Source organism: Salinihabitans flavidus (assembly GCF_900110425.1).
GTDB classification, from domain to species: domain Bacteria; phylum Pseudomonadota; class Alphaproteobacteria; order Rhodobacterales; family Rhodobacteraceae; genus Salinihabitans; species Salinihabitans flavidus.
Genome location: NZ_FODS01000046.1, coordinates 1 through 11,943, shown reverse-complemented (window position 1 = coordinate 11,943; position 11,943 = coordinate 1). Strand labels below are relative to the sequence as shown.

Here is an 11,943-nt window from a genome sequence, read left to right as displayed (position 1 = left end):
GGCAAAATAGAGCGATGGCATCAGACCATGAAGAATCGTGTTCTGCTGGAGAATTACTACCTGCCCGGTCATCTCGAGCGACAGATCGGGGACTTCGTCGACTACTACAATAACCAGCGCTACCACGAGAGCCTGAAAAACGTCACACCCGCTGACGTCTACTTTGGTCGGGACAAGGCCATTCTGAGAGAAAGGGAGAAGATCAAGAACCTGACGATCCGACAGCGCCGCTTGCAACATCAAAAACAAGCAGCATAATCAATCACACAACCGAACCAGAGCCTCCAATGTTCAAGCCGCTCTGATGTCCCATTTTATATGACGACGGACACACCATACCGGGTTAGCTCGAACCGTCGGCTGGCCCGGACGACCAATCGGCAGCCGAGAGATTTCTCGAGCCGCTGCAGGGCAGCGCTGACGGAGGGCTGGCTTATCTGCAGTTGCGCGGCGGCCCGAGTCAGGTTCTTTGCCTCGACAATCACATAGAATGTCCGGAGTAGGTTCCAGTCGAGTGAAGTCAGGTCGGTTCGCACGGATAGGATCTTACCATGACATTCATTCATATCAAGTGCAACTTGGCCCTTTCGGACCAGAGGTCACTAAAAGGTGGTGTCATAACTGCGCTGCGCCTCAACCTTGGATCACCGGAAGGTGGATTTCGGCTCTTTCACGATGACGGGCTGATGACGCCATCGGGATAATGCATCACAATCGGGACGTTGCATCTGATCGCGCCGTGTGGCCGCCCACCTCGCCGACGGGGCCGCGCAGAATAAATGTTGACGCCTGCGACCGCTGGCGCGGCGATTGCGACAAGCGCGGTGGTCTGGATGAGAGTAGATAATTTCATCGGAAACGCCTGTTGATGCCTTCTTGGCGTATAATCTAACTATTTTAGTCAATTAACGCTTCGTCATCCTGTTCCGTTTGGTTTATCGCGGTGATACTGCGACATTCGACTGCACGCTGATCGGAAATGTCGCCCGTTTCAGGATGTTGCCGCCCTCGTCGACGATAAACCGGCACGCGCGGTTGTCGTGGTGAAAGGTCAGACGCCAGCGCCCGGCATCCTCGTCCACCCCGGCTTCGCAGCGCGAGGTGATGGTCCCCGCGCGCATCCGCGCCTTTATCTCCTCTTGCGACAGACCGAACGCATCCGCCAGCAGAGCCGCGTCGATGACAAAGTCTTCCGCTCTTCGTTCTACAGCCGTCATGTCGCATCCCTCCAATAGTCGTTTGCCGCAGCGACCGTCGCGAAATGCGTCGCCACGACCTGACTGGACGCGATCAGCGCGTCGGCATTCTCGGCGTAGACCGGGCGCAGCTTGTCGCGCACTTCAGCGTCTGGCTGGGTCATCTTGATCGCGACGCGGGCCATCTTTACCGCCAGTTCATAGCCCTCTTGCGGTGTTGCGGTCTTCAGGGTGGGGAGCCATTGGGTCATGGTGCTTGCCTTCCGTTTCGGGTGGGTGATCCTCGGCTGTGAGCACACGCCGCGCGTTGCCTTCGGGGTCGTCGAACTGGTCGGTGCGCATCGCCCAGAAGAAGGCGGCCAGGCCGATCAGCCCCATGCCGAGCGAGACTGGGATGAGGATCAACAGGGATGTCATGAAACCTCGGCGCCAATCGCGCGCCAGGCGTGCCAGGTGCTGTAGCCAAGGACCGGAAAGACGACGGACAGCCCGAGCAGCCCGGTCGCGGCGCTCAACGCCATGCCGGCGGCGACGATGCCGCCCCACGCGAGGCAGGGGCGCAGGTTGTGGTTGGTCATGGCAAAGCTGAGCCCGAGCGCAGTCAGCGCGTCGCGCCGTTCGACCAGCAGCATCGGCACCGCGAACAGGCTGAGTGCAAAGCCAAAGGCGGCGAACAGCCCGCCGATGGCCGAGCCCACGAGCAGCAGCCCCCAGCCGCGCGGCGTGACAAAGACGTTAGACAGCGCGTCGCCCGCCCCGGGCAACGGCGCGAAGCCGAAGAACAGCGCATAGAGGAGGTCGGCCGCGCGCAGCCAGAACAGCACCAGCAGTCCCAGCAGCAGACCCGCATAGGCCAGCTGCGATCCGGCGGCCGGGCGCACCAGCAGCATCTGGTGCAGCGTGGTCGGCTTGTCCTCTGCGCGGCGGCGGGACAGTGTGTAAAGCCCGATGGCCAGGAACGGCCCGACGATCAGGAAACCCGAGATCGCTGGCAGCGCGAGATAGAGCAGCCTCAACGCCGCAAGCGCCCACAGCACGGCATAGGACAACGCGACGAGAAAGCCGCCATAGACCAGGCTCTGCGCGGGCGCGGCACGGAAATCGGCCCAACCGGCGGCGAGCCAGTCTAGCGCCGCGCGCGATGGCAAATCGCGGGCGAGCGTCGAGGTCGGGCGCTGCGGCGGGCGGAGGGTAGGAAGGGGCTCGAGCATGATCCAGGACCTTTCAGCAGGCGCGCCGCGCCGGTGTCGCGGCCGCGCTGTCGTCAACGGCCACGCAGGCGGTCTGCGAAGTGAACGCTGCCGAGACCATGGCGGCCTTGTAGGCGAACAGCAGCGCGACAAGCGCGAGCACACCGACGATGGCAAGGCGTTTCTGCGTCCGTGCCGTCATTGCGTGGCCTCTGCAGGGGACTCATCGGACGCCTGCACGGTTTCCGCGCCGTCCGCAGCGCCATCGTCCGGCAGGCGCGAGACGTAGAGCGAGAGTGCATTGATCTCGGCATCGCTCACCCGCTCGGACCAGTAGGGCATCACACCCTGCCGACCGTTTCTCAGCGTGGCCATGACCGACTCCGTGTCCTGCCCGTAGATCACCGCATCGTCGACCAGCGAGGGCGCGCCGTTCATCAGCCCGCCAGCGCCGCCTTCGCTGTGGCAGGCGACACAGTTTTCTGCGAAGAGGGTTGACGCCTCGCTGTCCGGATCCGCCTCGCCCGAAGGCATCGCTGCCACGTAATCCGACAACTTCGACAGTTCGTCGTCTTCCATCCAGTCGAAGGCCGGCATCTGTGCCCAGCGGGTGTCGGGATGCGCGGCGTTGATCCCCACTTGCAGGGTCATGGCGATGTCCTCGGGCGCTCCGCCCCAGAGCCAGTAAGTATCGTGCAGGACCGGATAGCCCGGCCCGCCGCTGCCCGCCCGGCCGTGGCAGGCGGAGCAGTTGTCCTGATACAGCCGGTCGGCCGCCGGCATGGCGATGGCCATGAGATCGGCATCCTCGGACAGCGCGGTGAAGTCGGGGTTCTCGAACCGGCCAAGCCAGTCCTCGCGCAGGGCGACCAGATCACGCAGACGCCTCTCGGCCATCTCCTGCTGGTCGAGTCCCAGAATCCCGCGCGTATACTCGCGCCCCAGCGGCCAAGCCGGTAGCAGGATCCAAGCGATGACGGAATAGATCACGGTCAGCACCAGCGCGACCAGCGCGACCTTCGGGAAGGGCGTGTTCAGTTCCTTGATGCCGCCCCAGTCATGGCCGGTGGTATCGTAGCCCGTGACGGGGTCGATCTCGCGGTTGCCGGTATGCGGATCGGCGCCGGGTAGCGTCTTGGGATCGGTGCTCATGCGCGCTCCTCGCTGGCATCGTCGGGCAGGATCGAGCGGGCGATCCGCTCCTGCTCGGGCTTACGACGCGGATTGTAGGCGCGGATCAGCACGATCAGCAGGAACCCACCCATCCAAATCGGGCCGAAGACCTTGGCGATCAGCACCAGCGTTTCGTGGCTCATTGCGTGTCCTCCGCGAGCATCTCGTGGGCGGCGTCGGTCAGCGTGCCGAGCGATTGCAGATAGGCCACCAGCGCGTCCATCTCGGTCAGGCGCGACGGATCGCCGTCGAAGGCGCGCACCGCGATGTCCTCGCCGTAGCGGTCCCGCACACCGTCTGCGCCGTCGGTGTCGGGCCGGCTCTGGCCGCGCGCGTCCGCCAGGGCGTTCTCGATCATGGCGTCGTCATAGGGCACGCCGAGGCGGGCGAGAGCGGTAAGGTTGTCCGCGATCAGGCCGGTGTCGAGATCGCGGGTCAACCAGGGATAGGCCGGCATGATCGACACCGGGATGACGCTGCGCGGATCGATCAGGTGGGCGACGTGCCAGTCGTCGGAATATTTCTCGCCCAAGCGCGCGAGGTCGGGCCCTGTGCGTTTCGAGCCCCAGAGCATGGGGTGATCGTAGGCGCTTTCAGCGGCCAGCGAATAGGGACCGTAGCGGTCCAGCTCGTCGGCGAGGCTGCGCACCATCTGGCTGTGGCAGGCATAGCAACCCTCGCGGATATAGATCTCGCGGCCCGCCATCTCCAGCGGCGTGTGCGGGCGCATGTCGTCGGGGATCTCAACCGTCTGCTCGATGGTGAAGAGTGGCGCGATCTCGACGATGCCGCCGATCGAGGCCACAACGACGATCGCGCCCACCAGCCCCATGGAGAGTTTTTCGAGGTTGTAATGCAGCTTCAGCATGGGCTCACTCCGCCGGTTGGGTGGCAAGGGGGCGGTCGGCCTCGTCCACTCGGTCGCCCGCCGCGCGCATCGTCGCCCGGCAGTTGACCGTGCAGAGAAACGCGCCGGCCAGGAACAGCCCGCCGCCCAGCGTGCGGGCTGCATAATAGGGCAGCATCGCCTCGACTGACTCGATGAAGCTATAGGAGAGCGCGCCGCCCTCGTCATAGGCGCGCCACATCAGCCCCTGGGTGATGCCAGCGTTCCAGAGAGAGACGACGTAGATCAGCGTCCCCGCGATCGCGAGCCAGAAATGCCACTCGACCGCCTTGGGCCAGGCCATGTCGTCACGCCCCCAGAGCTTGGGAACCAAGCTGTAGATCGCGCCGAAGACGATCATCGCCACCCAGCCGAGCGTGCCGGAATGGACGTGCCCGACCGTCCAGTCGGTGAAGTGCGACAGCGAGTTGATCGGGCGGATGGCGAGGAACGATCCCTCGAAAGTCGACAAGCCGTAGAACACGGCAGCCACGAACATGAAGCGCAGCGTCGCGTCGTCGCGCACCTTGTCCCACGCGCCGTTCAACGTGGCGATGGCGTTGCCGGCGGAGGCCCAGCTTGGCACCAGCAGCATCACCGAAAACGTCATGCCCAGCGTCTGTACCCAATAGGGCAGCGCGGTGTAGTGCAGGTGGTGCGACCCCGCCCACATGTAGAAGAACACGATCCCCCAGAAGCTCAGGATCGACAGCCGGTAGGACCAGATGGGGCGCTGCGCGCGCACCGGCAGGAAGTAGTAGAGCATGCCAAGGAACCCGGCGGTCAGGAAGAACGCAACCGCGTTGTGGCCGTACCACCATTGGATCATCGCGTCCTGCACGCCCGACCAAATCGTGAAGCTTTCGCCCGCCCCCCAGGTGACCGGCAGGGCCAGATTGTTGACGATATGCAACATCGCCACCACCAGAATGAAGGCCATGTAATACCAGTTGGCCACGTAGATATGCGGCTCGGCCCGGCGCGCGAGCGTGCGGATATAGACCACGAAATAGGTGACCCAGACGAGGACCAGCCACAGGTCGGCATACCATTCCGGCTCGGCATATTCCTTGGACTGGGTCTGGCCCATCACGTATCCAGTCGCGGCCCAGAGGCAGAACAGGTTGAAGCCGATCAGCACGAACCACGGGCTGACCGCATCCGCCAGTCGCGTCCGTGACGTGCGCTGCAACACATAGAACGAGGTGGCGATCAGTGCGTTGCCACCAAAGCCGAAGATCACGCCGGAGGTATGCACCGGGCGCAGCCGCCCGTAGCTTGTCCAAGGCACGGCCGGTGTCGCTTCCGGCCAGTACATCAGCGCCGCCAGCCAGACGCCCACGCCCATGCCTGCCACCGCCCAGATCAGCGTCATGACAATGCCGAAGCGGGTCGGCGCATCATAGTATTCCGCATGGCGACGGTTCGTTGGCTCCGGGTGGTCGTAGAGCGCACCGCCAAGGTAAAAGACCAGCGCGATGCCCAGGACCAGCGCCATACCGCCATGCAGCGCCATTGGCCCGGTCTTGGCGACCGCCGCCATAGCCAGCCCCAGAATGGCCAACCCTGCGGAAATCGCGATCCCGATCTGCCGTTCGGTCGAAGTCAGGGTTGCTGTCACGGCCATCTGAGAAATCCCTTCGTCATGACGGTATCGGATCGAGCGCGATATCGGTGAGCGTCACATGATCGAGGTCGGCAAGAAAGGCCGATTCCGCTGATCGCAGGCGCGCCTTGAGCCGGCAGCGGCTGTCGAGCGTGCAGGCGCCGCCGTCGACGCTCAGACACTCGACGAGCGGCTGGCCCTCTTCGAGCAGGCGCACCACGGCACCGAGCCGGATGTCCGACGCTGGCCGGGCCAGCGCCGCGCCGCCGCCGCCACCGCGGCGCGTCTCAACCAGCCCCGCGCGCGACAGGCGCTGCATGATCTTAGCCAGATGGTTGCGCGACAGCCCGAACTCGTCCGCCAGATAGGCGGTCGAGAACGCGCGATCCGGCGCGCTCGCCATGCGCAGGAGCATGCGCAGGCCGTAGTCGGTGAAGGAGGTGAGGCGCATCGCCGCGAACATCCCCTACAAATTGGTATTTATATTACCTATTAACATTTCTTGTCTTGAGTGCAACATCTGAAACACGAGGATGTCATGTCCACTGCCAAGCCATCCGCACAGATCACCTCCGCCCGTCCGGAGATGAAGGCGGCCATCATGGCGGAACCGGGACTTGACGAGGGGATCCTGCGCGATCTCCTCTGTGCGTTCTATGAAAAGGTCCGCCGCGATGCGGTGCTCGGCCCGACCTTTGCGGCGCGGATCGCGGACTGAGGGTCGCACCTGGAGGGCATGGTTGCGTTCTGGTCCTCGGTCGCGCTGATGACGGGGCGTTACCACGGCCGCCCGGTACCGGCGCAAACGCCGCTGCCGATCGATTGGACCATTTCCAGCGCAGGCTCACCCTGTTCCGCGAGACGGCGAACGAGGTCTGTACGCCGTCTGGTGCCTTGCATGTCATTGAGCGCGCCGAACGCATCGCCCGCTCGCTGAGTATCGCAGTGGCAGAAACGCAAGCCGCGCCCGATGCCGCACCCGCTCTGCGCTGACGAAACGACCCCCAATGACCTACGCCGCCCCTACGGCCCGTCGCTGCGTCCGAAGCCGGAGACATAGACATAGACATGGGATGGACCGGATTCGCCGCCGTCTTCGCGGCCTTCTTCCTCACGCATTCAATCCCGGTGCACCTGGCGGCAAAATCTCGTCTCGTAGACATGATCAGCCCGCGCCGCTTCGGGCTGACCTATACCGCGCATCTGGGCTTGTCGGCGATCTGCCTGATCCTCGCGTTCAGTATCGCACCTCCCAATCTGATTTCCTTCAACTTGGCGCGGAAAGACACGTTCAACCTGGATCGGCCCGGACTCGTGCGTTGAACGGGACGCCCGATCCTGCTGGTGCTGGCGATCTAGGCCGGCGCGCACCTGTTACCAAATGGCGATCTGGCACATGTCATCTTGTTCGGTGTGCTGGGCAGCAAGCTCATCCCGCCGCTACCGTGGCCGACTCTGGTACCGCCGTTCTCGCCGACGTGAGAACCCTGTATTGGTTACCCCTTGAACCGGCTGCAATGGCGGATCGTATGATGCCGGAAATGCAGCCCCCTTAAGAACAGGGACATGCTATCGACCTGATCGTCGTAATTTCCCTTTGGGAAGGCGGCCACTTCTGCCTTGAAACCTTCGAGCCAGTGCGCGGACTTTGGCAACCGGACTTGTCCGGCTTCAATCTTTGCCGATTGAGCAATCATGCGTTCCACCTTACCCTTTTCAGGTGAAAACCAGTGCGCTTCAGTGACGCCTTTTTTCACAAGGTCAGGTTTCAAGGAAAGCCCTGTTACGGCTTTTTCGATGATGATCAGGTTCGGCTTCCATTTCTTGCGAAGGGCGAGTGCAACGCCGAGGATTTCCGGATAAAGATATTGTTGACGATGGACGTCGAGCAAGTCGACATGGTTGCCGATAATGCCCCACGTCGTGCAGACAGTGTAATCATTCGAAGCTCCAGGAACGGCTGCGGTATCCCAACTCTGTACGATGGCCTCGTACTTGGCTCTGGGAAGGGCTTTCTCGTAAGTACGGAACCATTCGAGTTTGACAAGATTCCCGCCCGGCAACACGGGGCGCTGCTGATACTCCGCCTCAAATGCCAGGTGGCCAATCTCGGATCGGAGCTTGTCATACTCGTCCAGCCCGAGGCGGTCGGGATCAAGAGGGTCGCCGGGCTGGCGCGTGCATACCATACCGTTGCCTAGATCGAAGGTATGCTCCTCCACTGCTATTGCGGGCAGGCTTAGGACTTCCCAGTGCCCCGACTGCTTGAGACGTCCCAGCAGGTCGTCTTCATGCAGGCGCTGACAAACAACTACGATGCTGCCCGTCTTGGGGTTGTCCAAACGGGTGGCGATGGTGTTCTGGTAAATCTCAAAGACCGCATCACGCGCCGCTTGAGAATGTGTATCCTGCGCTTTCATGGGATCATCCAGAATAACGATGTCTCCTCCCTTCCCAGTCATCGTGCCCTGCATTGACGTCGCCAGCCGAAAGCCCTTCTGCGTCGTGTGGAATTCGGTGACCGCATTCTTCTTTGGGTCGAACTGCATAGTCGGGAAACACGCTTTGTAGAACGGTTCCTGCATCAAGCTGCGGCACTTATGACTGAACGATTGCGCCAGGTCGTTGTTATAGCTGACGCAAACAATCCGTTTTGAGGGATCGCGACCCAGAATCCATGCGGGCAAGATCATGCTCGCGATGGTGGATTTCAGATGGCGCGGCGGGAGTTCGATGATGAGACGGCGGACTTCGCCTCGCTCGACCCGTTCAAGAACATAGCTGAGGCCACGGACATAATAAGCGCTGGAAAGTTCCTTGCCCGGGTTCAGTGCAAGGAAAGACCGCCCGAGAAATGTGTGAAGCCGTTCCCTGAGCATAAGGCGGTAAATTTTGTCATTCGGGACCATCGGATGCCTCCGGGCTATCGGCTAAACGGACTTCGACGAGCCAGTCCAGCTCCTTCTCAAGCACTTCGTGATCCTCGTCAGAAAACGGGTTTTCGGGGGGCGATTGGTCAGTACCTCCAGCGTGTTCTTTCAAGTCGAGAAGCAACTTCAGCGATTGAGGGTTCCCCTCAAATGCCTTATTCACCAGAACCCGCATCGCGCCTTCGAACTTGTCGACCACCATTTTTTTCCCGGCATCTGTGATCGTGATCTTCTCGCCCAGGATCTTGGACAGAACGTCATGCACATTTTTGCTGCCCTTTGGCCGACCATTCGGATTGCCGCTTTGTCCTGGCTTGAACTGATGTGCTTTCGGCGGCTTGCCTTTGCCGATTGCGTAGTCGTCATTGTCATCGGACATCAAAAATCCTCCCAGCCATCAGCCACATTTGGCGTTGGCGTCGACTCAGCGGAATTTTGGGACGGGCCATCATCTGTCACCTTGGCGTGGTTGTCACGGGTCAAATGCTCGGCACGCACCGCGAAGGTCTGATCGCTCGCCTCATGGATTGCCTCAAGACCGGTCAATGCCTCCCATCGCCGGATCGCGACATCGACATAGGCCGGCGAAATCTCGATGCCGACACAACGGCGCTGCGTCCGTTCGGCTGCCAAGATCGTTGTGCCACTGCCGAGAAATGGATCAAAAACGGTGGCTCCGGCTACCGTCGCGTCCAGGATTGCGTCTTCAACAAGCCGGACAGGTTTGACCGTGGGGTGCACCGAAAAATCGTCAGCCTCGTCCGCCCGTCCCCCGGTCGCGCCTGCATATTCCCAAACATTGGTCCGGTAACGCCCATGAGAGCCAAGGGCAACGTTGTTCATATGCGAGGCCCCAGGGTGCCTTGCGACGAATACCAACTCATGTCTGGATCGATAGAAAGACCCCATGCCACCGTTGGGTTTGACCCAGACGCAGAGGTTGATGAGCTCCAGTCCTGCGGCAGTGATGGCAGCCAACATCTCGCCCATATGCCGCCAGTCCATGAAGCTGTAGACGAGCGTGCCTGGTTCGGTTACCGCCTTCGCTGCAGCCATAAATCTGGCAAGAAAGTCCGTGAACTCCTCAGGACTCATATTGCCAGACGCCTCTGCGAATTCCTCGAAGCTGCCGGTTTTTGACCGGATGTGCCCGTTGACGCGCACGTTGAAAGGCGGGTCTGAGAATACGAGATTCGCGCAGCTGTCACCAAATAGATGAAGAGTTGTCTCGATCTCCTTTGCGTTGCCGCACCAGATGATGTGATCGCCCAGCCTCCAGACGTCCCCAGGCTGGGTCACTGCAGATGATGTCGTCTCCGGCAACGCGCCAATCTCATCGATCGGGTCGCCTTCATCTCTGGCCGCCGGACCAATTTCCAGCACGCTGTCGATCTCAGGCGGTTCGAACCCGAGCACTGTCAGATCTGCGCCGAACTCTAATTGATAGGCTAATTCAGAACTAAGCGCCTGTTCGTCCCATTCGCCTGTTTCCTGGGTCTTGTTCAGAGCGATGCGCAGTGCGCGCTGCGCTCGGCAGTCTAGATGGCTGATCCGCACGCAGGGCACAGATGACATGCCAAGCCGGCGAGCGGCCTCGACACGGGTGTGACCGTCCAAGATTTCGTCGTCCGCACCCAAGAGGATGGGAACCAAAAATCCGCTTTCGCGGATTGACCTTTTGACCTTGGCGATCTGTCGGTTGGACACCCTCCGAACAGGATGCTTCGCATGTTTCAAGTTTGCTATGGAGATCTGCTCAATCTGCAAATCTGGAAGAAAGTCATTGCGACCTTTAGAGTTGGTTAGTTGGACACACGGCCCCGCGTTCTTTGCCATCTCGGCCTCCACTGCGTTTTCATGGGAGCGCGACAGCAAGTCCACCGGGCCGAGACAGGAAATACTTGACGTATCGAGTGTCACATACGGCGTACCATCAGTGTCCTCGGCCAAGGGCACGCCGCGATTATTAATTACCACCGCCACGAACGAATATCAACCAAGATGCTGATAAGGTTGACAAATTTCTTGACGGTGCAAACCTCAGACTTGGAAATTGAAAGATTTCGAAGGGCAAGGGAGTGGCGGCGCAGTCGCTTCAGTCGCTTCGTTCAGGCACGTTCTGCCCTGTACTGCAAAAGTCTGCCGCTTGACTGGCGACCGGATCGAAGCGTGAGTGGTTATCGCTCCGATCCGAAAGATGAGCACCCTGGCAAAAGCTGCTGCCGGTGGCTGGGACGCAGGTATACGCACTTTCCCTGATCTTCCCTGTAATAGGGGGTGCCGAAAATGGGTCACAGCGTAGCAAGCTCATGAAATCATGTAAGAAATTTTCTGACTGAGCCCTCATGGCCGTCGTCACGCGCGCGTTTTCCCTGTTATTTTCCCTGTTAGCAGGGAAAAGTGCGGAGACCAGATAGCTCAAGACTGGGTGCACAGCCATCGCTCTCTGAATCAAAGTAGCAAGCACCCGGAGCACCCGTTGGCGGGGAACTGCCCCCAAAGAGTGCCCCAGTTGAGGTGACGCCCCCCGTGGAGGGAGCGCCAGAGAGTTTCAACCTATGGGTGAGGCGGGTGTCTAGGTAACAACACCTGAGGAGCATAGCCACAGCAGCTAGAGCAGTGCTGGATCAACACCGTTGGCCCTCCGCTCTCGCTCATCTCGCACGTTATCCGCTCGCGAACCTTCTTCCAGATGCTCCGGATTCACACAGCGCCGGTTATGACAGCGATGCCGAACGACCTGATCCCGCTGACCTGCCCCTTTTTTCAGGGCCACTCGTAAGTCGAGCCTGTTCTCCTTTTGTGTGCCATCATTCGGCGGCGCGAGCAATGGGCGCGGGCGCGGAGCCATCAGGTAGCTCAAGCGGCTGCGCCCATTGCGTTTTGTCGAAGGGCCTTGCGGCTGCGAACTCCTCCGGGGTCTGATACTTCAGGCTGCTGTGCGGACGCTCCCTGTTGTAAT

General features: G+C 61.0%; 19 protein-coding genes and 1 pseudogene. 4 read left to right on the top strand and 16 right to left on the bottom strand.

Annotation, left to right across the window (positions count from 1 at the left end; genetic code table 11):
• A partial coding sequence (locus BMW66_RS18955) for an integrase core domain-containing protein (protein WP_139196158.1) occupies positions 1-258 on the top strand: 258 nt, incomplete at its 5' end.
• Positions 259-314: 56 nt separating this feature from the next.
• Here the strand turns inward: BMW66_RS18955 and BMW66_RS18950 are convergent.
• The 11 genes from BMW66_RS18950 to BMW66_RS18905 form a co-directional block, all read right to left on the bottom strand.
• Positions 315-566 (bottom strand): LysR family transcriptional regulator, encoded by a 252-nt coding sequence (locus tag BMW66_RS18950; protein ID WP_093120703.1) that lies wholly within the window; start codon positions 564-566, stop codon positions 315-317.
• A 369-nt stretch (positions 567-935) separates the two neighbouring features.
• Complete coding sequence (locus tag BMW66_RS18945; RefSeq protein WP_093120702.1) at positions 936-1,217, bottom strand: DUF6522 family protein; 282 nt, start codon at positions 1,215-1,217, stop codon at positions 936-938.
• Positions 1,214-1,447: a hexameric tyrosine-coordinated heme protein gene (locus tag BMW66_RS18940; RefSeq protein WP_093120700.1), complete on the bottom strand. Its 234-nt coding sequence runs from the start codon at positions 1,445-1,447 to the stop codon at positions 1,214-1,216. Before BMW66_RS18940 ends, BMW66_RS18945 begins: the two co-directional genes overlap by 4 nt.
• Positions 1,395-1,613: a cbb3-type cytochrome oxidase assembly protein CcoS gene (gene ccoS / locus BMW66_RS18935; RefSeq protein ID WP_093120699.1), complete on the bottom strand. Its 219-nt coding sequence runs from the start codon at positions 1,611-1,613 to the stop codon at positions 1,395-1,397. Before ccoS ends, BMW66_RS18940 begins: the two co-directional genes overlap by 53 nt.
• Positions 1,610-2,407, bottom strand: a complete 798-nt coding sequence (locus BMW66_RS18930; protein WP_093120697.1) for a DUF2189 domain-containing protein — start codon at positions 2,405-2,407, stop codon at positions 1,610-1,612. Before BMW66_RS18930 ends, ccoS begins: the two co-directional genes overlap by 4 nt.
• A gap of 13 nt (positions 2,408-2,420) precedes the next feature.
• Entirely contained in the window at positions 2,421-2,588 is a 168-nt protein-coding gene (locus BMW66_RS20440) for a hypothetical protein (RefSeq protein ID WP_175483326.1), read from the bottom strand.
• Positions 2,585-3,538 (bottom strand): cytochrome-c oxidase, cbb3-type subunit III, encoded by a 954-nt coding sequence (ccoP, locus tag BMW66_RS18925; protein ID WP_093120696.1) that lies wholly within the window; start codon positions 3,536-3,538, stop codon positions 2,585-2,587. Before ccoP ends, BMW66_RS20440 begins: the two co-directional genes overlap by 4 nt.
• The gene (locus BMW66_RS18920; RefSeq protein WP_093120694.1) at positions 3,535-3,702 is read right to left on the bottom strand and encodes a cbb3-type cytochrome oxidase subunit 3; all 168 of its coding nucleotides are present in this window, start codon (positions 3,700-3,702) and stop codon (positions 3,535-3,537) included. The genes ccoP and BMW66_RS18920 overlap by 4 nt, the downstream gene beginning before the upstream one ends.
• Positions 3,699-4,427 carry a cytochrome-c oxidase, cbb3-type subunit II gene (ccoO, locus tag BMW66_RS18915; RefSeq protein WP_093120693.1) on the bottom strand — a complete coding sequence of 243 codons (729 nt, stop codon included), beginning with the start codon at positions 4,425-4,427 and terminating at the stop codon, positions 3,699-3,701. Before ccoO ends, BMW66_RS18920 begins: the two co-directional genes overlap by 4 nt.
• A 4-nt stretch (positions 4,428-4,431) precedes the next feature.
• Positions 4,432-6,072, bottom strand: a complete 1,641-nt coding sequence (gene ccoN / locus BMW66_RS18910; RefSeq protein WP_217639345.1) for a cytochrome-c oxidase, cbb3-type subunit I — start codon at positions 6,070-6,072, stop codon at positions 4,432-4,434.
• Between the two features lie 16 nt (positions 6,073-6,088).
• A complete protein-coding gene (locus BMW66_RS18905) occupies positions 6,089-6,502 on the bottom strand; it encodes an Rrf2 family transcriptional regulator (RefSeq protein ID WP_093120704.1) in 414 nt (137 codons plus the stop codon).
• 60 nt (positions 6,503-6,562) lie between these two features.
• On the opposite strand from BMW66_RS18905, the gene BMW66_RS20690 reads away from it, so the two are divergent.
• The 3 genes from BMW66_RS20690 (at position 6,563) to BMW66_RS18895 (ending at position 7,374) form a co-directional block, all read left to right on the top strand.
• Positions 6,563-6,769: a globin family protein gene (locus BMW66_RS20690; RefSeq protein ID WP_245729562.1), complete on the top strand. Its 207-nt coding sequence runs from the start codon at positions 6,563-6,565 to the stop codon at positions 6,767-6,769.
• Between the two features lie 104 nt (positions 6,770-6,873).
• Positions 6,874-7,044: a globin family protein gene (locus tag BMW66_RS20685; RefSeq protein ID WP_245729561.1), complete on the top strand. Its 171-nt coding sequence runs from the start codon at positions 6,874-6,876 to the stop codon at positions 7,042-7,044.
• Positions 7,045-7,119: 75 nt separating this feature from the next.
• The gene (locus tag BMW66_RS18895; RefSeq protein WP_093120691.1) at positions 7,120-7,374 is read left to right on the top strand and encodes an NnrU family protein; all 255 of its coding nucleotides are present in this window, start codon (positions 7,120-7,122) and stop codon (positions 7,372-7,374) included.
• A 173-nt stretch (positions 7,375-7,547) separates the two neighbouring features.
• On the opposite strand, the gene terL is transcribed toward BMW66_RS18895, so the two are convergent.
• The 5 genes and pseudogenes from terL to BMW66_RS20890 form a co-directional block, all read right to left on the bottom strand.
• Positions 7,548-8,960, bottom strand: coding sequence for a phage terminase large subunit (gene terL, locus BMW66_RS18890; protein ID WP_093120690.1), 1,413 nt, complete (start codon positions 8,958-8,960; stop codon positions 7,548-7,550).
• A complete protein-coding gene (locus BMW66_RS18885; RefSeq protein ID WP_093120688.1) occupies positions 8,947-9,360 on the bottom strand; it encodes a DUF5681 domain-containing protein in 414 nt (137 codons plus the stop codon). Before BMW66_RS18885 ends, terL begins: the two co-directional genes overlap by 14 nt.
• Positions 9,360-10,964 (bottom strand): site-specific DNA-methyltransferase, encoded by a 1,605-nt coding sequence (locus tag BMW66_RS18880; protein ID WP_139196287.1) that lies wholly within the window; start codon positions 10,962-10,964, stop codon positions 9,360-9,362. Before BMW66_RS18880 ends, BMW66_RS18885 begins: the two co-directional genes overlap by 1 nt.
• A 628-nt stretch (positions 10,965-11,592) precedes the next feature.
• Positions 11,593-11,832: an HNH endonuclease gene (locus BMW66_RS20895; protein ID WP_139196289.1), complete on the bottom strand. Its 240-nt coding sequence runs from the start codon at positions 11,830-11,832 to the stop codon at positions 11,593-11,595.
• Positions 11,792-11,943 (bottom strand): annotated as a pseudogene (locus BMW66_RS20890) (IS3 family transposase); the annotation flags it as partial. The pseudogene BMW66_RS20890 and the gene BMW66_RS20895, both read right to left, overlap by 41 nt.